The organism is uncultured Streptococcus sp. (genome assembly GCF_963518475.1).
GTDB lineage: Bacteria > Bacillota > Bacilli > Lactobacillales > Streptococcaceae > Streptococcus.
Window position 1 is genome coordinate 13,621 of record NZ_CAUQJA010000017.1, and the last position, 20,830, is coordinate 34,450.

The 20,830-nt window shown below is 37.1% G+C and carries 25 protein-coding genes, 1 tRNA gene and 1 pseudogene; 17 read left to right on the plus strand and 10 right to left on the minus strand.

What is annotated here, in order from left to right:
- Nucleotides 1-52: 52 nt before the first annotated feature.
- Nucleotides 53-853 (minus strand): glycoside hydrolase family 25 protein, encoded by an 801-nt coding sequence (locus RYK12_RS07380; protein WP_049544045.1) that lies wholly within the window; start codon nt 851-853, stop codon nt 53-55.
- A 154-nt stretch (nt 854-1,007) separates the two neighbouring features.
- Here RYK12_RS07380 and glmU point away from each other — a divergent pair, with 154 nt between their 5' ends.
- From glmU to RYK12_RS07415, 7 genes are all read left to right on the plus strand, one after another.
- Complete coding sequence (glmU, locus tag RYK12_RS07385) at nt 1,008-2,387, plus strand: bifunctional UDP-N-acetylglucosamine diphosphorylase/glucosamine-1-phosphate N-acetyltransferase GlmU (protein ID WP_314848174.1); 1,380 nt, start codon at nt 1,008-1,010, stop codon at nt 2,385-2,387.
- Nucleotides 2,388-2,396: 9 nt separating this feature from the next.
- Complete coding sequence (locus RYK12_RS07390; RefSeq protein ID WP_314848176.1) at nt 2,397-2,942, plus strand: NUDIX hydrolase; 546 nt, start codon at nt 2,397-2,399, stop codon at nt 2,940-2,942.
- An 11-nt stretch (nt 2,943-2,953) separates the two neighbouring features.
- Entirely contained in the window at nt 2,954-3,265 is a 312-nt protein-coding gene (gene macP / locus RYK12_RS07395; protein WP_125452959.1) for a cell wall synthase accessory phosphoprotein MacP, read from the plus strand.
- 16 nt (nt 3,266-3,281) lie between these two features.
- Nucleotides 3,282-3,974: a 5'-methylthioadenosine/adenosylhomocysteine nucleosidase gene (locus RYK12_RS07400; RefSeq protein WP_314848178.1), complete on the plus strand. Its 693-nt coding sequence runs from the start codon at nt 3,282-3,284 to the stop codon at nt 3,972-3,974.
- A 76-nt stretch (nt 3,975-4,050) separates the two neighbouring features.
- Nucleotides 4,051-4,542, plus strand: a complete 492-nt coding sequence (gene rocS, locus RYK12_RS07405) for a chromosome segregation protein RocS (protein WP_000021242.1) — start codon at nt 4,051-4,053, stop codon at nt 4,540-4,542.
- A 204-nt stretch (nt 4,543-4,746) separates the two neighbouring features.
- Entirely contained in the window at nt 4,747-5,337 is a 591-nt protein-coding gene (locus RYK12_RS07410) for a 3'-5' exonuclease (RefSeq protein ID WP_153210041.1), read from the plus strand.
- An 8-nt stretch (nt 5,338-5,345) separates the two neighbouring features.
- The gene (locus tag RYK12_RS07415) at nt 5,346-7,109 is read left to right on the plus strand and encodes a glycerophosphodiester phosphodiesterase (protein WP_314848192.1); all 1,764 of its coding nucleotides are present in this window, start codon (nt 5,346-5,348) and stop codon (nt 7,107-7,109) included.
- A 72-nt stretch (nt 7,110-7,181) separates the two neighbouring features.
- Here the strand turns inward: RYK12_RS07415 and RYK12_RS07420 are convergent, their stop codons facing one another.
- From RYK12_RS07420 to RYK12_RS07440, 5 genes are all read right to left on the minus strand, one after another.
- Nucleotides 7,182-7,481: a YbaB/EbfC family nucleoid-associated protein gene (locus RYK12_RS07420; RefSeq protein ID WP_000981526.1), complete on the minus strand. Its 300-nt coding sequence runs from the start codon at nt 7,479-7,481 to the stop codon at nt 7,182-7,184.
- A 222-nt stretch (nt 7,482-7,703) separates the two neighbouring features.
- Nucleotides 7,704-8,753: a DUF6287 domain-containing protein gene (locus RYK12_RS07425; RefSeq protein WP_261142295.1), complete on the minus strand. Its 1,050-nt coding sequence runs from the start codon at nt 8,751-8,753 to the stop codon at nt 7,704-7,706.
- A gap of 4 nt (nt 8,754-8,757) precedes the next feature.
- Nucleotides 8,758-9,222, minus strand: coding sequence for a hypothetical protein (locus RYK12_RS07430; RefSeq protein ID WP_314848204.1), 465 nt, complete (start codon nt 9,220-9,222; stop codon nt 8,758-8,760).
- A gap of 33 nt (nt 9,223-9,255) precedes the next feature.
- Nucleotides 9,256-10,074 carry an N-acetylmuramoyl-L-alanine amidase family protein gene (locus tag RYK12_RS07435; protein WP_314848233.1) on the minus strand — a complete coding sequence of 273 codons (819 nt, stop codon included), beginning with the start codon at nt 10,072-10,074 and terminating at the stop codon, nt 9,256-9,258.
- Between the two features lie 237 nt (nt 10,075-10,311).
- The gene (locus RYK12_RS07440) at nt 10,312-10,899 is read right to left on the minus strand and encodes a recombinase family protein (RefSeq protein ID WP_060628084.1); all 588 of its coding nucleotides are present in this window, start codon (nt 10,897-10,899) and stop codon (nt 10,312-10,314) included.
- A 391-nt stretch (nt 10,900-11,290) separates the two neighbouring features.
- Between RYK12_RS07440 and RYK12_RS07445 the strand changes: the two are divergent.
- Nucleotides 11,291-12,063: pseudogene (locus RYK12_RS07445) on the plus strand (IS5 family transposase); the annotation flags it as partial.
- Nucleotides 12,064-12,146: 83 nt separating this feature from the next.
- On the opposite strand, the gene RYK12_RS07450 reads toward RYK12_RS07445, so the two are convergent.
- Both RYK12_RS07450 and RYK12_RS07455 read right to left on the minus strand, forming a co-directional pair.
- On the minus strand, nt 12,147-12,389 hold the full coding sequence (locus RYK12_RS07450; RefSeq protein ID WP_000710764.1) for a type B 50S ribosomal protein L31: 243 nt from the start codon (nt 12,387-12,389) through the stop codon (nt 12,147-12,149).
- A 95-nt stretch (nt 12,390-12,484) separates the two neighbouring features.
- Nucleotides 12,485-13,420: a bifunctional oligoribonuclease/PAP phosphatase NrnA gene (locus RYK12_RS07455; protein WP_060628090.1), complete on the minus strand. Its 936-nt coding sequence runs from the start codon at nt 13,418-13,420 to the stop codon at nt 12,485-12,487.
- A 103-nt stretch (nt 13,421-13,523) separates the two neighbouring features.
- Here RYK12_RS07455 and RYK12_RS07460 point away from each other — a divergent pair, with 103 nt between their 5' ends.
- From RYK12_RS07460 to RYK12_RS07500, 9 genes are all read left to right on the plus strand, one after another.
- The gene (locus tag RYK12_RS07460) at nt 13,524-13,967 is read left to right on the plus strand and encodes a flavodoxin (RefSeq protein ID WP_001162125.1); all 444 of its coding nucleotides are present in this window, start codon (nt 13,524-13,526) and stop codon (nt 13,965-13,967) included.
- A 114-nt stretch (nt 13,968-14,081) separates the two neighbouring features.
- Entirely contained in the window at nt 14,082-14,348 is a 267-nt protein-coding gene (locus tag RYK12_RS07465; RefSeq protein WP_242745707.1) for a chorismate mutase, read from the plus strand.
- Entirely contained in the window at nt 14,345-14,719 is a 375-nt protein-coding gene (gene crcB / locus RYK12_RS07470; protein WP_060628091.1) for a fluoride efflux transporter CrcB, read from the plus strand. The genes RYK12_RS07465 and crcB (RYK12_RS07470) overlap by 4 nt, the downstream gene beginning before the upstream one ends.
- Entirely contained in the window at nt 14,713-15,042 is a 330-nt protein-coding gene (gene crcB / locus RYK12_RS07475; RefSeq protein ID WP_060628094.1) for a fluoride efflux transporter CrcB, read from the plus strand. Before crcB (RYK12_RS07470) ends, crcB (RYK12_RS07475) begins: the two co-directional genes overlap by 7 nt.
- Nucleotides 15,043-15,160: 118 nt before the next feature.
- Nucleotides 15,161-15,508 (plus strand): 50S ribosomal protein L19, encoded by a 348-nt coding sequence (rplS, locus tag RYK12_RS07480; RefSeq protein WP_001068669.1) that lies wholly within the window; start codon nt 15,161-15,163, stop codon nt 15,506-15,508.
- A 42-nt stretch (nt 15,509-15,550) separates the two neighbouring features.
- Nucleotides 15,551-15,622: transfer RNA gene (locus RYK12_RS07485), tRNA-Arg, on the plus strand.
- A gap of 688 nt (nt 15,623-16,310) precedes the next feature.
- The gene (locus RYK12_RS07490) at nt 16,311-17,177 is read left to right on the plus strand and encodes a helix-turn-helix domain-containing protein (protein ID WP_060628097.1); all 867 of its coding nucleotides are present in this window, start codon (nt 16,311-16,313) and stop codon (nt 17,175-17,177) included.
- Between the two features lie 233 nt (nt 17,178-17,410).
- Nucleotides 17,411-17,968 (plus strand): CYTH domain-containing protein, encoded by a 558-nt coding sequence (locus tag RYK12_RS07495; protein ID WP_061423856.1) that lies wholly within the window; start codon nt 17,411-17,413, stop codon nt 17,966-17,968.
- A gap of 121 nt (nt 17,969-18,089) precedes the next feature.
- On the plus strand, nt 18,090-18,449 hold the full coding sequence (locus RYK12_RS07500) for a hypothetical protein (RefSeq protein WP_314848220.1): 360 nt from the start codon (nt 18,090-18,092) through the stop codon (nt 18,447-18,449).
- A 236-nt stretch (nt 18,450-18,685) separates the two neighbouring features.
- Here RYK12_RS07500 and yidA read toward each other — a convergent pair whose 3' ends face one another.
- Both yidA and RYK12_RS07510 read right to left on the minus strand, forming a co-directional pair.
- The gene (gene yidA, locus RYK12_RS07505) at nt 18,686-19,492 is read right to left on the minus strand and encodes a sugar-phosphatase (RefSeq protein WP_101782010.1); all 807 of its coding nucleotides are present in this window, start codon (nt 19,490-19,492) and stop codon (nt 18,686-18,688) included.
- Between the two features lie 12 nt (nt 19,493-19,504).
- The gene (locus tag RYK12_RS07510; RefSeq protein ID WP_261240399.1) at nt 19,505-20,809 is read right to left on the minus strand and encodes an HD domain-containing protein; all 1,305 of its coding nucleotides are present in this window, start codon (nt 20,807-20,809) and stop codon (nt 19,505-19,507) included.
- Nucleotides 20,810-20,830 lie beyond the last annotated feature (21 nt).

The following is a 20,830-nucleotide window of genomic DNA, read 5'->3' on the forward strand; positions in this document are numbered from 1 at the left end:
ATTGTATCACAATCAAACACAAAAAGAAAAAGCAAATGATAAACAAATGCTTTTAAGGTTTTAAAAAGATTTTTCTAAAGGTTTCTTCTTTGTTTTTTAAGGAAGAAATGACGTTGATATCCAAATCGTGGTCAAAGCCAGCAATTTTTCCTTTAGATGTGTACTGGTGAATGTCGTAATCTAAATCAGTCTTAGGAGTTGCTTCGTAAAATCCTGAGTCAGAACCATAGGAAGGAATCCAAACAGACGTAAACTTGTCTGTATCAATACTGTGTTCTTCCATGAAGTAGACCCCAACGTAGATGCCGATATTTTTAGCACCAAGTGATTCTAGTTTTGCTCGAAAGGCTTCAACACCTTCGTTCATATTGGACATGGTTTTGTCTTCCACATCTAGCCAATAGTAACTAGGGCTGTATGGCGATGAAGCGTTATAAAAAACTTCAGCAGCCTTTTCCATTTCTTGGACACTTTTTCCAGCTACAAAGGCATAGACACCAACTGGGACATTTCGTTTTTGAAACTCGGTAATATGGGTTTTAAAGGCCTTATCTACCCCATTAACAAAGGAAGCATCGTTTTCTTTTAAAGACTGAGCGCCACTATGTACACGAACGATAGCTCCAGAAATGTTTTGGGACAGAGTATCGTAATTTATTTCCTCAGGACGTTGCCAACCAGAAACATCAATTACCGGTTTATCTATATTGTGTAGCGCTTGCGTTTCTACTTGCGCGATATTTGACTTTGTTTTTACAGGATGGTCCTCAAAACGAGGGCGATTCAGGATTAAAATGAAAATCATAATCCCAAAAAAACCAAATAAAATAAGCGGATTAATTTTCTTTCTCATATTCCATAATTTTACCTTAAAAATGAAAAAAAATCAAAAAAAATACTCAAAAAATGGGTTAAGAAAGGACTTTAGAGCATTTTTTCATTCAAGGGCGCGTAATGATTTGAAATATGGTATAATAAAAGGGAATTTCTAGAGAAAAGAGAAGATTATGTCAAATTATGCCATTATTTTAGCAGCGGGTAAAGGGACTCGCATGAAATCTGATTTGCCAAAAGTTTTGCACAAGGTTGCGGGTATTTCTATGTTGGAACATGTTTTCCGTAGTGTGGGAGCTATCCAACCTGAAAAGACAGTAACAGTTGTAGGACACAAGGCAGAATTGGTTGAGCAGGTCTTGGCTGGACAGACAGAATTTGTGACTCAATCTGAACAGTTAGGGACTGGACATGCAGTTATGATGACAGAGCCTATCTTAGAAGGTTTGTCAGGTCACACCTTGGTCATTGCAGGGGATACTCCTTTAATCACTGGTGAAAGCTTGAAAAACTTGATTGATTTCCACATCAATCATAAAAATGTGGCGACTATCTTGACTGCTGAAACGGATAATCCTTTCGGCTATGGACGAATTGTTCGTAATGATAATGCTGAAGTTCTTCGCATTGTTGAGCAGAAGGATGCTACAGATTTTGAAAAACAAATCAAGGAAATCAACACTGGAACTTACGTCTTTAACAACGAGCGTTTGTTTGAGGCTTTGAAAAATATCAATACCAATAACGCTCAAGGTGAATACTATATTACAGATGTCATTGGCATTTTCCGTGAAGCTGGTGAAAAAGTTGGCGCTTATACTTTGAAAGATTTTGATGAAAGTCTTGGGGTAAATGACCGTGTGGCTCTTGCGACTGCTGAGTCGGTTATGCGTCGTCGCATCAATCATCAACACATGGTCAACGGTGTTAGCTTTGTCAACCCAGAAGCAACTTATATCGATATTGATGTTGAGATTGCTCCTGAAGTTCAAATCGAAGCCAATGTTACCTTGAAAGGGCAAACGAAAATTGGTGCTGAGACTGTTTTGACAAACGGTACCTATGTAGTGGACAGCACTATTGGAGCAGGAGCTGTCATTACCAATTCTATGATTGAAGAAAGTAGTGTTGCTGACGGAGTGACAGTCGGACCTTATGCCCACCTTCGTCCAGGTTCAAGTCTGGGTGCCCAAGTTCATATTGGTAACTTTGTTGAGGTGAAAGGTTCTTCTATCGGCGAGAATACTAAGGCTGGTCATTTGACTTATATCGGAAACTGTGAAGTGGGTAGCAAGGTTAATTTCGGTGCAGGAACCATTACAGTCAACTATGACGGCAAAAACAAATACAAGACAGTCATCGGCAACAATGTCTTTGTTGGTTCAAATTCAACCATTATTGCGCCAGTTGAGTTAGGTGACAATTCCCTCGTTGGTGCTGGTTCAACTATTACTAAAGACGTGCCGGCGGATGCGATTGCTATTGGTCGCGGTCGTCAGGTCAATAAAGACGAATATGCAACTCGCCTTCCTCATCATCCTAATAATCAGTAGGAGTCTGTCATGGAATTTGAAGAAAAAACGCTTAGCCGAAAAGAAATCTATCAAGGACCAATATTTAAACTGGTCCAAGATCAGGTTGAATTACCAGAAGGTAAGGGAACTGCCCAACGGGATTTGATTTTCCACAATGGAGCTGTCTGTGTTTTAGCAGTAACGGATGAGCAAAAACTCATCTTGGTCAAGCAGTACCGCAAAGCCATTGAAGCAGCCTCTTACGAAATTCCAGCCGGAAAATTGGAAGTAGGAGAAAACACAGACCCTGTCGCAGCAGCACTGCGTGAATTAGAGGAAGAAACAGCCTATACAGGGAAATTAGAACTCTTGTACGATTTTTACTCAGCCATTGGCTTTTGTAATGAAAAGTTAAAACTATACCTAGCAAGCGATTTGACAAAGGTGGAAAATCCGCGTTCGCAGGATGAGGATGAAACCTTGGAAGTCCTTGAAGTTAGTTTAGAAGAAGCTAAGGAATTAATCAAATTAGGTCATATCTGTGATGCCAAGACAATTATGGCTGTTCAGTATTGGGAATTGCAGAAAAAATAGAGGAGGTCAGTATGGGTAAACCTTTATTAACGGATGAAATAATCGAAAGAGCTAATAGAGGCGAAAAAATTTCAGGTCCTCCTTTGCTAGATGATGAGGAGACTAAGATTTTACCAACCTCTTCTTCCCGTTTTGGTTATGCCAATCCTAAGGATCATGGATTTAGTCAGGAAACCTTAAAGATTCAGGTCGAACCGTCTATTCATAAAAGCCGTCGCATTGAAAATACTAAGAGAAATGTCTTCAATTCTAAGTTAAATAAGATTTTATTTGCAGTCATCTTTCTCTTGATTTTGCTTGTCTTAGCAATGAAACTTTTGTAATAGAAAAGGAATTGAAATGAAAATAGGAATTATTGCAGCTATGCCAGAAGAACTAGCTTATTTGGTCCAGCATTTAGACAATGCCCAGGAGCAAGTTGTTTTAGGCAATACCTATCATACAGGAAACCTTGCCTCTCATGAAGTAGTTCTTGTAGAAAGTGGAATTGGTAAGGTCATGTCTGCTATGAGTGTGGCGATTTTGGCTGATCATTTCCAAGTGGATGCTGTGATTAATACGGGATCAGCTGGGGCAGTAGCAGAAGGTATTGCTGTTGGAGATGTTGTGATTGCTGACAAATTAGCCTATCATGACGTGGATGTTACAGCTTTTGGCTATGCTTATGGACAAATGGCGCAACAACCGCTTTATTTTGAATCAGATAAAACCTTTGTCGCCAAAATCCAAGAGAGTTTATCTCAATTGGATCAAAATTGGCATCTTGGTTTGATTGCTACAGGAGATAGTTTTGTTGCAGGAAATGATAAGATAGAAGCGATTAAGTCCCATTTCCCAGAAGTTTTAGCAGTTGAGATGGAGGGAGCAGCTATTGCTCAGGCAGCGCATGCCCTTAATCTTCCAGTCTTAGTTATCCGAGCTATGAGTGACAATGCCAACCATAAAGCAAACATCTCTTTTGATGAGTTTATTATCGAAGCTGGACGTCGCTCTGCCCAAGTCTTGTTAGCCTTTTTGAAGGCTTTAGCTTAAGCGGAAATTTGACAGTTTTTCTAGCTTATGATAAGATTTAAGTAAAGAAAAGCTAGAAAACGTTTCAGAGGATATTATGAGTATTGAAATGACCGTCAGTGAGATTGCAGAGGTCTTAGGATTATCTCGCCAAGCAATCAATAACCGTGTCAAAGAATTACCAGAAGAAGACACAGATAAAAATGACAAAGGGGTAACAGTCGTTACCAGAAGTGGCTTGATTAAGCTAGAAGAAATCTATAAAAAAACGATTTTTGAAGATGAGCCTGTCAGTGAAGATGTCAAGCAACGTGAACTGATGGAGATTCTAGTTGATGAGAAGAATGCAGAAATTCTCCGTCTTTATGAACAATTAAAAGCCAAGGATCGTCAGTTATCAGAAAAAGACGAGCAGATGCGTATCAAAGACCGTCAGATTGCTGAGAAAGACAAACAACTCGATCAGCAGCAACAATTGACCCTTCAAGCCATGAAGGATCAAGAAAATCTTAAGCTAGAGCTGGACCAAGCAAAAGAAGAAGTCCAATCAACTAAGAAAGGCTTTTTTGCTCGTTTATTTGGAGGATAATCAAGGAGCTGTTTAGGTTAAATGCTAACCTGATGGCTTCTTTTGTTTCTAAATAGTATAGTTGCTCAAGTAATACTCAATGAAAATCAAAGAGCAAACTAGGAAACTAGCCGCAGGCTGTACTTGAGTACGGCAAGGCGACGTTGACGTGGTTTGAATTTGATTTTCGAAGAGTATAAAATAACAGTATAGGAGAGGTAGAGAATGGAACGATTAGAAGATTACATTGCTTTTGACTTAGAATTTAATCAGCATGAAGGGCAAGCACACTTGATTCAAGTATCGGCAGTGCGTTTTAGAGATGGTCAGGAAATCGATGCCTATGATTCCTATGTTCATACTAGTGTGCCTCTAAAGAGTTTTATCAATGGTTTGACTGGGATTACAGCTGAGACCTTAAAAGATGCCCCTCCAGTGGAGAAAGTTATAAAAGATTTCCAAGAGTTTGTGGGTTCTTTACCCATGGTAGGCTACAATGCTGCTAAAAGTGATTTGCCTATTCTAGCAGAGCATGGTTTAGACTACAGTCAGCAGTACAAGGTAGATTTGTATGATGAAGCTTTTGAACGTCGGAGTTCGGATTTACATGGTATTGCCAATCTCAAATTGCAAACTGTTGCCTCATTTCTTGGATTTCAAGGTCAGTCTCATAATAGCTTAGAGGATGCTCGTATGACGGCGCGTGTTTACGAGTCCTTTCTAGAGTCGGATCAAGCTAGAGAGTTGTTAGGGGCAGAAAGTAACCTCTCGAATAATCCTTTTGGAGGCTTGGACTTGTCTCAATTATTTGACTAGGAGTGCCTATGAAACCTGAAAAACCTAAAAATCTAGGTTTTAAGCAGATATACTTTAATCTAGATAAAATACTCTTTCTTTTCTTCTTGACTTTCATGATGATTGAGTTTGTCTGGTTACCATCAAATTCTTGGATTGCTGGACTTTTGCTCCGTCAGACAGGCTATCTCTTTCTTTCCTACAACAATATTTTTGCCATTATAACGGGTTCACCCTTTATTAGTCTTGCTTTATTTGTTCTGGTAATTGTTAATTTATTGGTCGCCTATTACCAGATAGGACTTCTCTTTATTGGTGCTCGGCATTTATTATGCCATGAAAAAAGGACCTTGCTGGAGTACAGTCGTAAGGTCTTTCGCCAAAGTTTCTTGTTTATGAAGCAAGTCACGCTTGCAAAGATAGCCTTTATCTTCTTTTATGTCATGATGCTCTTTCCATTGCTTCGAAAGATTTTAAAGATTTACTACCTCAATAAAATTGTCATTCCAGACTTTATTGTTGATTATGTAGAAGACAAGTATTGGCTAGTAGGTATAGTGGTTACTATTCTGGCTTTACTGCTATTTTACATTTCAGTGCGTTTCATGTTTGCTCTACCTCAGCTTTTATTTGAGAAAAAAACAGTCAAAGAAGCGGTCAGATATAGTCTAGAGAAGACAAGAAAGCACTCCTGGTTTTATATTTGGAACTTGCTTTGGATTATCGTCAAAACCTACCTATTTTTCATTCTTTTATTGATTCCAATATTAGCAAGTCAGGTGCTGATGGATGGTTTGACCCATAAGGAATCTCTTGTGCTGGGAATTATCAACTTTGTCTTGATTAAGAATTTCCACTATATGGCCTTGACTTACTTTCTCATTAAATTTGTTTCCTTCTTAACAGGAGAAGAACTAGAAATCACACCAAGGAGAAAGAAAGACCACTGGATGAGATGGGGAGTGATGGGCTGTGCTGGTATCTTTTTCGCTCTTGAGGGTTATGTTTATTTAGAAGCTCCAGTTGCCAATAAACCTTTAATCATTTCTCACAGGGGAGTATCTAATAAGAATGGTGTGCAAAATACAGTCCAATCACTAGAAAAAACCGCTCAGTTATCTCCAGATTTCGTTGAGACAGATGTTCAGGAAACAAAAGATGGCCAGTTTGTCATGATGCATGATGCCAATATCAAGAATCTGACAGGAGTCAATGCCAATCCTCAGGATCTCACTTTGGAAGAATTAACCAAACTTGATATTTCAGAAAATGGCTATCATAGCAAGGTGTCTAGTTTTGATGACTATCTCAATAAAGCCAATGAATTGCATCAAAAACTCCTTATTGAAATTAAAACCAGTCGAAAAGATAGTCCAGATATGATGAAACGCTTTATGGAAAAATATGGAACTGTTCTTAAGCAGAATGGTCACCAAATGCAATCCTTGGACTACCATGTGATTGACCAGGTTTTAGTCTACGATACTCAAATTCCAGTCTTTTTAATCCTACCTTATAATAGTATTTTTCCAAGAACCAAGGCTACAGGTTACACCATGGAGTATTCAACTTTAGATGAAAATTTTGTCAACAAGCTTTGGAATACCGATCAGAAATTGTACGTGTGGACCATCAATAGTTCAGAGTCCTTTGATAAATCTGTTCATTTGGGGGCAGACGGCATGATAACGGATGACTTGGAAATGATTCAAGATCAGGTTACCATTGCCCAAGAAGACCCAGAGTATACGGAATTGCTTTTCAAACAGGCCATGGAATTCTTTAATTTTTAGTAATCAAAAAGAGGAACAGTTGTTCCTCCCATGATAGGCAAGTATTCTCTTGAATGCTTGTTTTTCTTATGCTTAGAATGGCAATTTTCCAGCGAAAGCCCCCAATTTTTTCTTGGTAGTTTCATCGATTTGTTCAAGAGCAGAGTTGATGGCTTGAACAGTCATATCTGAAAGAGTTTCGAGGTCTTCTGGGTCAACGACAGCTGGATTGAAGTCAATGCTGACAACTTTCTTATCTCCAGTTAATGTCGCTTGGACAAGGTCTTGAGCAGATTTGCCAACAAATTGCATAGCAGCAAGTTCAGCTTGGCTTTGTTCCATTTGTTTTTGAAGTTTTTGTGCTTGACGCATCATGTTTTGCATGTTCATCATGGTGATTTATAGTTTCCTTTTACAATTATTTTCCTTTTTATTTTATCAATTTTGATGTCAAAAGTCTAATCTTTTTTAGAGTGAATTTATCAAGTATCGATAGGGATGTAGATGGAATAAAAATATAGGATAGATATTCTAAGAGCATAAGAATATTTATCCTATATGTGTTTATGAAAAGTTGCTAGATATTTTATGAGCTCGTTCAAGGGTTTACTAACACTATTCTACTTTGTAGAAAAATCCGTCAGTGTGGCCATTAATAAGTTGTTGTCCAGACCATAAACGATCTTGTGTTGTATCAGATTGGTCAGTATAGCCATTATCTGGAGAAGAGGTGACAGACATGGTTAGAGGTGTTCCAGCTGGTAAAAAGGCAAGGGCAGAGCCACCAGCACCTCCATCTTTAGGAAGTATATTTGCCTTAAGAAAGTTGTCAATTTCTTTAGCATGTTCAATTGAAATCTTGGACTGATCACTTACTAAACCATTTTTGTCAAAGGTGAATTCAATACCTGTAGGATTTCTCCAAGTTCCTGCAACACTAGAAAAATCTCCATTTTGAATTGCAGAAATATCCATCCCTTGCATTTCTGACTGAAGGGAGGGTTCTTCATTTATGAGATTTGTGACAGATTTCCAAGAGAAAGATCTTATGTCAAGGGAAGGTGGTTTTGTCCCCAGTCCCTCTTCTGTATCTGATTCGCTAATTAACTCTAACCGTGTTCCATCCTGATTTAACTTGTATAGCTTAACTTGGATTTGATTAGTAGATACACGGGTAGATAATTGGAAATAGCCATTTTCTAAAGGATTAAAATGTACTCGCTCTCCAATAAAGTCCAGATTGTTTTCTGCATTGGTCAGTCGAATAACTTCGTCATTTTTAAGAGTTCGAATATCTAATAAATCGTAATAGTTAGAATCCGTTTTAAGGGCAACCAAAAGTTCGTCCGTACCATTTTGGTCTAAATCATACAAGCTGTATTGTAGTCGAGAGTATTCTTTAGGATAAGTATTTTTAAAGTTTGCTTTTGAATTGAGCTCTTTAGGTGAAGCTGATGAACCATCTAATACTTTGGCATATTCTTTAAGGACAGGATTATATAGGGTGTAATCATTTTTCTTCTCTTCCGATGTGGAAGAAGTTGAACTAGTACTTGAGGCAATCGCTTTAGAACTTGTTGCAGAAGTATTTTCACTCTGATGTTGGCAAGCCGTTAAAATAGAGATAGCTAAAATACTAATACTGAATAGAAATAATTTTTTCATATGTTTAATCTTGCAATTCTAAACCTTGAGCATCTTGGTGCCATTTGCTACCAGTTTTGGACGTTAAAACTTGAATAGTAATTATAATATTCCAAATTGCATTTGCTAGTAAAACAAATGGCAATAAAATAGGAATGATAGCTAGCAGAGTTATGCCGATACGCTTGTATCCTTGTTTGGCATTTCCAATGTAAAAATCGTAGCCCCCAAGTTCTCCTAAAAATAGGGCAAATAAGGCTGCGGCCAGTTTAGATTTATCGCTCACTCCATTTGAATGTTGAGTAGAGTTAACTGGAGATCTGTTATCTATTTTTGAAACAATATACTCGTCACCGTTTTGATAAAATTCTACATAATCACCTACTTGTGGTTCAAAACCAAAACTTTTTCTTGAAATTGCAGTAAATTGGCCATTATCACCTTTTCCAACATAAACTGTTTCATCTTCAATTTTTATAACTTTGTTCATATAATTGTCTCCTTAATCTATTCCTATTGTATGTTAAACCCACTCACCGTTGTAATTGACACGATAGCCATCAGGTGTCGTTGTATTGATTGCTAGTGCACCAGAGCTATAAGCATAGTACCATTTACCAGATACCTTCATCCAGCCAGTTTTCATAGCGCCTGAGTCTTGAAGATAGTACCAGTTACCGTCTTTTACCCAGCCAGTTTGCATCCAGCCAGAGTTGTCAAAACGATACCAAACACCATTGATTTTTTCCCAGCCATTAGTTGTATAGGAACCGTCGGCGTGTTTGTACCACCAACGAGAACCAGATTGTAGCCAACTACCTGAGATATTAGAATTCGAACCTGATTGAGTTGTTGTGTTAGTATTTGAATTTGTAGAAGGATTTCCGATAGTCACATCTTTTCTAACTTTAAAGACACGTTTTCTTGTATCAGTTAAGTCACCGTAAGGCGAACCAGCTTCTCCAGACATCTCCAAAATATATGTTCCATCTGGAAATTGTTCTGAAACAAAAATATCACCTTTAAATTGATTGCTATAAAATAAAGGTTGTAAAAATTGATCACTGACATCTTTAGTTAAGCCACTAAAAATGACAGCATCGTGACTTTGGTACACAATTTTTCCGGTCGCTTTCTCAATTAGAGTAACATTTCCCTTAGCAGCCTTATCACCTCCGTGTTGTAGTGGCTCTGAAAGTTTTCCTTCGAAGCTAAGTCCAAAATAATCAATTTCAACTTTTGTAATTGTTGCGTCTATTTGTTTTTCAGTACTCGTATTCTCGCTAGCTGATACTTGATTAGCTGTGATGACTCCAGTGCCAAGAAGTGATAGAGCTGAGATAGTTGCAAGTGTAAATTTTTTAGTTTGTTTGTGCATTCATTTAATACCCCCTATTTTTATTTGTTGTAAAGTAATCAGTTTGTCCTAAAATCTAGACTTTTTTGGACAAACTTGATAGAATGGTAGTGTAATAATAATCGGTCAAAATGCTGGATTTTAGAACCTTTTTTCTAACGAAAATGGTTCTAAAATAAAGTGTATTTCCTGTCCAAAAAATCCTAGGTTTTTTGACAGGAACTATGAATTTTTTATCCAATTATGAAAGGTGCTTTTTGATACTCCTAAGATGTCTGCACCTTCTCGTAAGGTTATTTCTTTTTTCGTATATTGAGCTATCACATCAGGGAGATTATTCGGAACAAGTAATTTTGGTCTACCGAATTTTTTCCCTTTTTTCTTTGCTTCTCGTATTCCTTCCATTTGTCTTTGTTTGATTTGTTCTCTTTCAAACTGTGCCACATAAGATAGAACTTGCAAAACGATATCGGATATTAGTTTTCCTGTGATATTGTCATCGCTGTTCTTTGTGTTTAATAAGGGGAAATCTAAAACAGTTATATTTACTTTCTTTTTCTTAGTAATTGATTGCCATTGTTCTAAAATTTCATCATAGTTTCTTCCCAATCTATCAATTGATTTAATAACTAATTCATCATTCTCCTTCAAGGTAGTTAATAATTTTTGATATTCTATTCTGTCAAAATCCTTTCCTGAAACATAATCAATAAAAATATTTTCTTTTGCTAATTTATTTTCTACCAAGGCTGAAAATTGCCTATCAATATTTTGTTCTCTTGTAGATACTCGAACATAACCGTAACGCATAAGGCTACCACCTATCTTTTTATCTCTATTTTAGACAAAAAGAAAACTACCGCCCATAATGAGTGGTAGTTTGGTGTACTCTTTGCTACTGTATTTTTTTGCCAAGATTTTGCCTTGGATGCGTGAATAGTAGTGTTGGATAAAAAATCTTAAGGGCTTAAAATCCTTTTAAACCAACCTTTTTGATGTTTACAAAAATTAAAAACAGTATGTTCAATTTTTGCATGTTCATCATGGTGATTTTCAGTTTCCTTTTATCTTATTTTCTTTCCTATTTTATCAATTTTGGGGTTAAGAATCTAATCTTTTTTTGAGTGAATCTAAGAATTGTACTTAGCAGTGGAAAATAAAAGTAGACTTCCTGCGAAACAAAATATGATACAATAAAACTATTAATTATGAAGTAAGTAAACAATTAACTGATGCATTATTTAAGCGCCTTGTTGGTGTTCAGCGCACTACTTTTGAAGAGATGTTAGCTGTGTTAAAAACAGCTTATCAACGTAAACACGCGAAAGGTGGACGAACCCCTAAGTTAAGCCTAGATGACCTCCTCATGGCTACTCTTCAATATATGCGAGAATACCGCACTTATGAACAAATTGCGGCTGATTTTGGTATTCACGAAAGCAACTTAATCCGTCAGAGTCAATGGGTTGAAGCAACTCTTATTCAAAATGGTTTTACGATTTCAAAAACTCATCTTAGTGCTGAGGATACGGTGATTGTGGATGCAACAGAGGTAAAAATCAATCGTCCTAAAAAAATCAACTAGCCAATTATTCTGGTAAAAAGAAATGTCATGCTATGAAGGCTCAGGCGATTGTCACAAGCCAAGGGAGAATTGTTTCTTTGGATATTGCAGTGAACTATTGCCACGATATGAAGTTGTTCAAAATGAGTCGCAGAAACATCGGACAAGCTGGTAAAATCTTAGCAGACAGTGGTTATCAAGGGATCATGAAGATGTATTCACAAACGCAAACTCCGAGGAAATCAAGTAAACTTAAGCCACTAACTCTTAAAGATAAATCCTATAATCATGTGCTATCTAAAGAGAGAATCAAGGTTGAGAATATTTTGGCCTAAGTAAAAACGTTTAAAATGTTTTCAACAACTTATCGAAATCGACGTAAACGATTTGGATTACGAATGAATTTGATTTTCGAAGAGTATGAGTTTGGAACATGGAAACAGCAGTTGATTTCAAGAAACAAAAAAGAACAGCCGAAGCTGTCTTTTTATTATTATTTGAGACCGTATTTTTTGTTGAAACGATCCACGCGTCCATCTGCTTGAGTGAACTTTTGACGTCCAGTGTAGAATGGGTGTGAGTCTGATGAAATTTCCACACGGATCAATGGGTAAGTTTCGCCTTCGAACTCAACTGTTTCGTTAGAGCGTTTTGTTGAACCGCTAAGGAATTGGTAACCAGTAGTTGTGTCCATGAAGACAACTGGGCGATATTCTGGATGGATATCTTTTTTCATTTTGCAATATTTCCTTTCTGCCATGGTCTCTTTGCGAGCCATAGATTGTTACCATACTAGTCTATCAGATTCTGAAAAGTTTGGCAAGTATTTTATCAGTTTTTAAGCAAGTTTTTTAACTTTTGGTAGATGATTTCGTTTTCTTCTAAACTATAGGAATTAGCACCGCTTGCTAGAGGGTGGCCTCCACCATCATGTTCTTTGGCAATTTCATTGATAGGATGGATTTTACTGCGTAAGCGAACTCGGTAGTGGCCATCAGCCTGCTCCACAAAAATTCCCCAGAGACTAACACTGTCAATGCGTCCAGGTGCGCCTACAATGGCTGCAGTTTCCGCATCGGTGACATTGAATCGTTTTAAGATTTCCTGACTCAGAATCACGCGAGCTGCGCCATTTTCATCCACTTCCAGATGGTCGTAGATGTAGCCCTGAAGTTTAGCAATTTTGTAACTCATAGTGTCCATTTTGCGAGTGAGAGCCGCAAAGTCAAAGTTATGTTCTCTTAGATAAGCAGCCAGGCGAAGAGTCCGTGCAGTGGTAGAAGGGTAGAGGAAGCGACCTGTATCACCAACAATTCCTGCAAAGAGCAATTCAGCAGCTCGATCTGACAAGGCCAGTTGGGTTGTTTGGGCAAATAGGGTAATCATCTCACTAGCGCTGCTTGAACTAGTATCCACCCAAGATAGGTCACCATATACATCATCATTTGGATGGTGGTCAATCTTAATGAGAAAATCACCTTGACTATAGCGCTTATCATCGATACGAGCAGTATTCGCCGTATCACATACGATGACAAGGGCACCTTGGTAGACACTATCTTCAACAAAGTCCATCTCAGCCATCCAAGTAAGAGTTGGTTCATCAAAACCAACTGCTTTGATAGTTTTTTCTGGGAAATGATGTTTGAGAAGAGCTTTCAATCCTACCTGACTGCCCAAGGCATCAGGGTCTGGTTTCATATGACGGTGAATGATAATCGTGTCGTATTCTTTGATTTTTTCTAAAATTTGATGGCAAATTTCCATAAATAACCTCAATTCTTTCTCATTTCATTGTAGCACAAGAATTTTTATTTTTAAAATGAAAAAGATGTGATATAATGGAGAAAGATAAATTGAGGAGGACGATATGGCATTAGCAAAAATTGTATTTGCCAGTATGACCGGTAATACCGAAGAAATTGCAGATATTGTAGCAGACAAATTACGTGACTTGGGCTTGGATGTCGATGTTGATGAATGTACAACTGTTGACGCTTCAGACTTCTTGGAAGCAGACATCGCTATCGTTGCGACCTATACTTATGGTGATGGGGAATTGCCAGATGAGATGATGGACTTCTACGAAGACCTAGCAGATCTCAACTTGAATGGCAAAATCTACGGAGTGGTTGGCTCAGGAGATACCTTCTACGATGAATTCTGTAAGGCGGTAGATGACTTTGACCGCGTTTTTGTAGCGACAGGAGCAGAAAAAGGTTCAGAATGTGTTAAAGTTGATCTTTCTGCTGAGGAAGAAGACATTGAACGCTTGGAACAATTCGCAGAAGAATTGGCTGCTAAAGTAGGATAAGAATAAAACTGCGCTGATGTAATCAATCAGTGCAGTTTTTTATCGTGAGTTGGGATTTTACTAGCCTATTTGGTGGCTTTTTGATACAATAATTCAAATAAAGGAGGAGATTGTATGGATTTAGATATTATTCGTCAAGAAATTGATCAAATTGACGATCAAATTGTCAAGCTCTTAGAAGAACGAATGCATTTAGTTGAAGGGGTTGTCGCTTATAAGAAGGCTTCAGGGAAACCGATTTTAGATACCAAGAGAGAAGCAATTATTTTTGAAAAGGTCAGAAATCGTGTAGAAGACAAGCGCTATCAGGAGACTATTGTAGCAACATTTTCGGACATACTCAAACGTTCGCGTGATTATCAGGATCAAAATATCAAATGAAAAAAGAACAATTTTATCCGCTAGGGATTTTTCTAGCTGCCATGGTGGGTGGACTTGTCCGCTATCTAGTTTCCACTTGGTTACCAGCCAGCCAAGATTTCCCCTTGGGCACCCTTCTTGTTAACTATCTAGGCATTTTCTGCTTGGTGTATCTTGTTAAGGGCTATTTAGTCTATAAGGGAACCAGTAAAGGCGTTATTTTAGCACTGGGGACGGGCTTTTGTGGCGGTTTAACAACCTTTTCTAGTCTCATGCTTGATGCTGTGAAACTGCTTGATACAGGGCGTTATCTTAGTTTGATCATGTATTTGCTTTTGAGCATTGGTGGAGGTCTGCTTTTAGCTTACTATTTAGGGAGGAAAAAATGGTAATCGTCTATCTTGCAATTGCTTGTGGTTTCGGAGCTTTAGTGCGCTATTTCTTTTCCCGCTATAATCAAGCATTTAAATTGCCCCTCGGAACGCTCATAGCCAATCTTTTGGGTTGTTTTTTGATTGGATTATTTTACAATCATGTGGAGTCCAAGGAAGTCTATGCTATTCTAGCAACAGGATTTTGCGGAGGTTTGACAACTTTTTCGACCTTGAATGACGAACTTCAAAGACTGTTAAGTGATAAGAAGGTCTTTTATTCTTACCTGGCTTTGACCTACCTAGGTGGTTTGGTTGCGATTTTTTTAGGAATTCTGCTATAAATTTCTTTACTTTTTTGTGGAAATTTGGTAAACTGTATCTTGTGTGTAATGGACGCACAAAAATACAGTTTATCCGCTGAGGAAGGTTCCTCAAGATTGACAAAGATAGGAGAATAAAATGAATCCATTAATCCAAAGCTTGACTGAAGGTCAACTTCGTACAGATATCCCATCATTCCGTCCTGGTGACACTGTTCGTGTACACGCGAAAGTTGTCGAAGGTAACCGTGAACGTATCCAGATTTTTGAAGGTGTTGTTATCGCACGTAAAGGTGCTGGCATCTCAGAAAACTACACAGTTCGTAAAATCTCTAACGGTGTAGGTGTTGAGCGTATCTTCCCAATCCACACTCCACGTGTTGAAAAAATCGAAGTTGTTCGTTACGGTAAAGTACGTCGTGCGAAATTGTACTACTTGCGTGCTCTTCAAGGTAAAGCAGCTCGTATCAAAGAAATCCGTCGTTAATTCGACTAAAAAACTCTGCTTTTTCAGCAGAGTTTTTATCTAGCTCCCTTAGTTCAATGGATATAACAACTCCCTCCTAAGGAGTAGTTGCTGGTTCGATTCCGGCAGGGGGCATTTTTAGAAATGTAAAGAAAGACAAAGAAAATTCAAAATGTTTATTTGAAGGCAATTATCACAAGTTCATTTTTAAAAATAATTTAGTATTTTTTGTTTTTTTTTGACCAAATTTTGAGCAAAAGTTATATTTTGATCAATGAGTACAGATAAAGTGGATCAGCAAAGTAACTTTGACATCTATTAGTTAAAAAATAAGGACTTCCTTTGTTAGAATGTCCTTATTTTTATTATGGAATTGGACAAATGAGGTTAAGGTTCAGCTCTATGAACTTAGAAAGCAAGTACAAAGCTTTAAACAACTTTCAAAAAGATTGGGTGTGGATTTTTCGGGCTAAGGTATGTGATAAAATGAATTGATTGTTATGAAATAGAGAGCCTAAAAAATGGGGAAAATCGTTATTATTCCCCTGAATGTGATATGTTGTAAAAGACTATTTGTGGTCTGTTAAATATATTAATAACAAAATTTAAACATGATAGTCTAATATCTAATCCATTTAAAGTGAATACGTTTATTAATCGTTTAAGTAAGAAAATTTCAAAAGAAGAAGGGATAGATTTTCAAAAATAACCTATCTAGTTATTGTTTATATATAATTTGTATCTTTTGGTTTATTAATTTGTATTTAGAATTTAATCATGTTACAATTGAAATTGAAATCGAATAGAAAAGGAAAATGCAAACGTGGGCACACTATTAGCAACAAGATTAAAAAATAGACGAAAAGAATTAAAAATGTCTCAGCGAGAATTGGCTGAGGGGATATGTAAACAGGGACAGATTAGTCGATTAGAGAATGGAGAATTTACTCCAGGAGCAGACTTTTTATATGCTCTGTCTAAGAAGTTAAAAGTTAGTATGGATTATTTTTTTAATGAGCAAATTGAAGAGGAGATTGACGAGCTATCAGAGTTTAAGAAGTTAGCTCAGACATTTATCACAAATCGAAATTATGAGTCTTTGAAATATATATATGAACTAGAGAGTGTAAAAGTACATCGCTTGTCTCTAGTAGATAAGTTTTATATGGAGTGGATAAAATCTCTTATAGATTTTTATTTCTATGGGCAAAAAGAGGAGGCTGTGGCAAGATTGGAGAAGGTACTGTCTCAGTTAAGTGTAACTGACTTGACCTACCTTCAAGTTGCAAATACTCTATTCAATTTTTATTATGACATTGAAGATTTAGAGAGTTTTAATGAAATTAGAGAAAAGTTAGAGTATCAAGTAAATCAACTCCAGTTAAACACAATCGAAGAATTAAACCTTTCTATTAAATTTAATTATAATATTTGTCGCTATCTATGGTTGCAGAATAATACTGAAGAGGCTATTACTAAAATCACAGATACGATAAAGCAATGTAAGACGTATAGAACAACGTATCTTTTGGCTGATTTGTATTTATTGATGGGAAATGTCAGTAAGAATTTTTCTTCTAAAGTTGCAGTAAAAGAGTACTTTGAAACGGCTTATTTCCTTTATAAGCTTGAGGGAAATATGTCAATGGCTCTTAAAATCGAGCATTATATTGCAGATATAACAGAATAGTAAAGACGATGTTCAATTAAGCATCGCTTTTTTAATCCAAAAAGATACAAATATGTATTTAATAAAAATAAATAAAAAATATTATCAAAATCCTTGACAGTATTATATTGAAGTGCTAAAATGAGTGCAAGAAAATATTAGGCTTTTTGTCCATAAAACATCTACAGAAACTTACTATAGACTGAGTTAATGTAAAAAGACTTCAGCCTTTGAAGAATTGAGAGGTAAACTTAATGAATGAATTAGAAGTTAGATTTGAACTCAACGATGAGAGAGATTATAATAATGCTATTTCATATTTAGAAAAATCTTATAAATTTAAGAGTGAAAATAAGCAAGTTGATGAATATTTCAAAATAAAAGGAAGAGAATTTGAAAATGATGAGGTAGGTAGCTTTATCTACAGAATTCGTCAAGAAGATGATAATAGAGCAAGTATTTTCACAAGAAAAGATACGATAAAACAAGGAATGTGGAGTGAAAGTGAAATAGAGTTAGAATCTGAAAAATTAGAATTTGTAAGAAATATCTTGCAAGATGGTTTTTCAAATATTTTCACAATAAGTAAATATAGAAAGACTTATCATGACGCATTAGAAAATAAAACGATTAATCTAGATAAGATTGATGGTCTTGGATTTTATCTTGAAATAGAGATTTTAGGAGATTTTTCAAAAGAAGATTATAATAATTTTTATGAGAAAATGTGCGGAGAGTTCTCGTTTTTAAATTCAAAAATAGAAACAAAGGGTTATGTCCAATTAATGAGAGAAAAAAATGGACGTAATTGAAATTATCAAATAGTCTTGTTGGGATTGTTTACTCAATTGCTGGATTTGGAAGGTTGATAACAGTAACCTTTCTTTCTACTTTTTGAATAAGAAGGATGCCTTAATTTTAATGAATATATCAATGGCAACCATCCCACTTGTCATTATGGCGAGTGGAATAGTAGAAAATTGGATATTTTTTGGAATTTGTTATTCAATTTTGAGTGGATTGATTACAATAGCTTCTGTCTCGATTATAACAATACAGCAACAAGAAAGTACTGTGTATAATATCGGAAAGATACTTTCGAGTTCTTTTGTAATAGCTACCATTTTTGCTCCTTTTGGAGGGATACTAGCTGCTTATTTTAATTGGCTTTTAAATCCGAGATTAAGTCTAGTTATTTTGGGATTACTAAGTAGTTTATTGGTTATTCTTATAAAGAGTTATGAAAAAAAGCTAACTAAGAAAAGCACTGCAATATTTATAAAGGAAGATTAGTGGATCAATTATCATTAGAAAAAATAATATTAATTCGTAGTAAAATAAAAAATTGAAAAAGGTTTTACATAATGTACTACCTTTTTCAGATTTAATAATTATTAAGGGGATAGAACTAGAAACCAAAAATACTGAATTTTAAACTGCACCCCAAAAGTAAGATTTTTTCTGTCTAACTTTTGAGGTCAGTACATTATCTCTAACTTCTGGAGTGCTTTTTCTATATTCAAATTATTTTACAGTACCCATGTACGGATGGCATGGGCAACGCCAGATTCGTCATTTGTTTTGGTGATGTATTTGGCGATTTTTTTGATTTCTGGATTTCCGTTTTCCATGACAACGGGGTTTCCAACGACTTCCAGCATGGCACGGTCATTTTCTTCGTCACCGATAGCCATGGTTTCATCTTTGGTCAATCCGAGTTTTTCAGCTAAGTGAGTAATAGCTGAACCCTTGTCTACATTCTTTTTAAGGAGTTCGAGGTAGAAAGGAGCAGATTTGTTAATAGAGTAGCGCTCATAAAATTCTGCTGGGATTTTTTCAATGGCAGCATCGAGAATTTCTGGTTCATCGATGAACATACACTTAACAATTTCCTTGTCAGACATTTCTTCAGGTGTACGGTAGAAAATTGGCATGCTGACGAGGGTTGATTCGTGCACTGTATATTTTCCGATATTACGATTGGCAGTATAGATCCCGTCCTTTGTAATAGCGTGCATGTGGACACCGAGCTTGCGACTGAGGAATTCCATATCCAGATAATCCTCATAAGTCAAGGATTCGCTGATAATCTCATGTCCAGTAGCAGTTTCTTGGACAAGGGCACCGTTGAAGGTTACAACATAGTCACCCTCGTCTCTCAACTGCAAGTCGTCTAGAAGTTTGGCAACGCCTGCGATGGGGCGGCCAGTTGCAATCACGACTTTGACACCAGCTTCTTTGGCATCTTGGATGGCAGAAAAGACTTCAGGAGTGATCTCCTTTTGGCTGTTGACTAGGGTTCCGTCGATATCGACGGCTATTAGTTTAATACTCATAAAATTCCTCTTCTAGTTTTTATTTGGGGTAAAATGATCGTTCTCAATCAAGTGTAAAAATTGCTGGGTAATACTTGCGAAGATGCTGTTTTGGTCCAGCATTTCTTTCGGGAAATAGAAACGATTATCTCCGTGACGACTACCAGCAAGGGACTGGACGATAGGAGACAGGCTAGAGAGTTCGGCCAGTTCTCCATTTTTTTGTAAAATCTCAATCTGTGTCCGTGGATTTTCAGATTCGGGACGATAGATATCATAAGGGAGGTCAAAGTTCTTATGAATAGCAGTATAGTAGTCTGGATCAAAGCCGATGTCCTCAACCAATTTTCTCAGGCTAGCGAGTTGGTCTTGGTCCTCTTGTGAAAAGGTAATGGATTTAAAGACCTTGCGGTTGACAAAGCGTTGCGACAGGTCTGCAAGAATCTTGTCAGGACTGGTTATCCAGAGCTGGAAGTAGGTATTCATCACACCATCATCCAGAGCCAGATAGTCAGACAAGGTCACATTTTTTTCAAAGAAAGGCAGGAGGTGTGGGGAAGTTCGTGCAAAGAAGTCCTTATCTTCTGGATAAAGTTCCTTAGCCCGTTTGAGAAGGTTTTGAAGGAGGACCTCCATGGCGCGTGTTGCAGGATGAAAATAAACCTGCATGTACATCTGGTAGCGACTGAGGACGTAGTCTTCGATTGCATGCATGCCGTTGTGCTGAAAGGCGATACCATTTTCGACAGGACGAATGACTCGGAGGATGCGAGTCAGGTCAAATTCCCCATAAGATGCTCCTGTAAAATAGGAGTCGCGCAAGAGATAGTCCATGCGATCCGCATCGATCTGGCTAGAAATAAGCTGCACGACCTGTTTGTTAGAATAGGTGTGGTCTATGACACTGGCCACCTTTTCTGGGAAGTCAGGTGCTACTTGTAGCAGGACTTGGTGAATCTCCGTTTCAGGACTTTGGATAATCTCCTGAGTAATGGCTTCGTGGTCTGTATCAAAGAGATGTTCAAAAGTATGGGAGTAGGCACCATGTCCAAGGTCATGTAGGAGAGCAGCGGTCATGGTCAAGAGAGATTCGGCAGGATCCCATTCGTCTGGATATTTTTCTTCAAAAATCTCTGTGATGCGTCGTGCAATTTCATAGACTCCTAGACAGTGAGAGAAGCGACTATGTTCTCCACCGTGGAAGGTATAACTGGAAGTTCCCAGTTGTTTGATACGACGCAAACGCTGAAATTCTTTTGTATTAATCAAGTCATAGATGATTTGATTATTGACATGGATGTAGTTGTGAACTGGGTCACGGAATACTTTTTCGTTCATATGACCATTATAGCAAAAAGC

Excerpts from the sequence above, each read along its gene's own strand:
- RYK12_RS07380 (WP_049544045.1), bottom strand. The coding sequence starts at position 853 with ATGAGAAAGAAAATTAATCCGCTTATTTTATTTGGTTTTTTTGGGATT.
- glmU (WP_314848174.1), top strand. The coding sequence starts at position 1,008 with ATGTCAAATTATGCCATTATTTTAGCAGCGGGTAAAGGGACTCGCATG.
- RYK12_RS07390 (WP_314848176.1), top strand. The coding sequence starts at position 2,397 with ATGGAATTTGAAGAAAAAACGCTTAGCCGAAAAGAAATCTATCAAGGA.
- macP (WP_125452959.1), top strand. The coding sequence starts at position 2,954 with ATGGGTAAACCTTTATTAACGGATGAAATAATCGAAAGAGCTAATAGA.
- RYK12_RS07400 (WP_314848178.1), top strand. The coding sequence starts at position 3,282 with ATGAAAATAGGAATTATTGCAGCTATGCCAGAAGAACTAGCTTATTTG.
- rocS (WP_000021242.1), top strand. The coding sequence starts at position 4,051 with ATGAGTATTGAAATGACCGTCAGTGAGATTGCAGAGGTCTTAGGATTA.
- RYK12_RS07410 (WP_153210041.1), top strand. The coding sequence starts at position 4,747 with ATGGAACGATTAGAAGATTACATTGCTTTTGACTTAGAATTTAATCAG.
- RYK12_RS07415 (WP_314848192.1), top strand. The coding sequence starts at position 5,346 with ATGAAACCTGAAAAACCTAAAAATCTAGGTTTTAAGCAGATATACTTT.
- RYK12_RS07420 (WP_000981526.1), bottom strand. The coding sequence starts at position 7,481 with ATGATGAACATGCAAAACATGATGCGTCAAGCACAAAAACTTCAAAAA.
- RYK12_RS07425 (WP_261142295.1), bottom strand. The coding sequence starts at position 8,753 with ATGAAAAAATTATTTCTATTCAGTATTAGTATTTTAGCTATCTCTATT.
- RYK12_RS07430 (WP_314848204.1), bottom strand. The coding sequence starts at position 9,222 with ATGAACAAAGTTATAAAAATTGAAGATGAAACAGTTTATGTTGGAAAA.
- RYK12_RS07440 (WP_060628084.1), bottom strand. The coding sequence starts at position 10,899 with ATGCGTTACGGTTATGTTCGAGTATCTACAAGAGAACAAAATATTGAT.
- RYK12_RS07450 (WP_000710764.1), bottom strand. The coding sequence starts at position 12,389 with ATGAAAAAAGATATCCATCCAGAATATCGCCCAGTTGTCTTCATGGAC.
- RYK12_RS07455 (WP_060628090.1), bottom strand. The coding sequence starts at position 13,420 with ATGGAAATTTGCCATCAAATTTTAGAAAAAATCAAAGAATACGACACG.
- RYK12_RS07460 (WP_001162125.1), top strand. The coding sequence starts at position 13,524 with ATGGCATTAGCAAAAATTGTATTTGCCAGTATGACCGGTAATACCGAA.
- RYK12_RS07465 (WP_242745707.1), top strand. The coding sequence starts at position 14,082 with ATGGATTTAGATATTATTCGTCAAGAAATTGATCAAATTGACGATCAA.
- crcB (WP_060628091.1), top strand. The coding sequence starts at position 14,345 with ATGAAAAAAGAACAATTTTATCCGCTAGGGATTTTTCTAGCTGCCATG.
- crcB (WP_060628094.1), top strand. The coding sequence starts at position 14,713 with ATGGTAATCGTCTATCTTGCAATTGCTTGTGGTTTCGGAGCTTTAGTG.
- rplS (WP_001068669.1), top strand. The coding sequence starts at position 15,161 with ATGAATCCATTAATCCAAAGCTTGACTGAAGGTCAACTTCGTACAGAT.
- RYK12_RS07495 (WP_061423856.1), top strand. The coding sequence starts at position 17,411 with ATGAATGAATTAGAAGTTAGATTTGAACTCAACGATGAGAGAGATTAT.
- RYK12_RS07500 (WP_314848220.1), top strand. The coding sequence starts at position 18,090 with ATGGCAACCATCCCACTTGTCATTATGGCGAGTGGAATAGTAGAAAAT.
- yidA (WP_101782010.1), bottom strand. The coding sequence starts at position 19,492 with ATGAGTATTAAACTAATAGCCGTCGATATCGACGGAACCCTAGTCAAC.
- RYK12_RS07510 (WP_261240399.1), bottom strand. The coding sequence starts at position 20,809 with ATGAACGAAAAAGTATTCCGTGACCCAGTTCACAACTACATCCATGTC.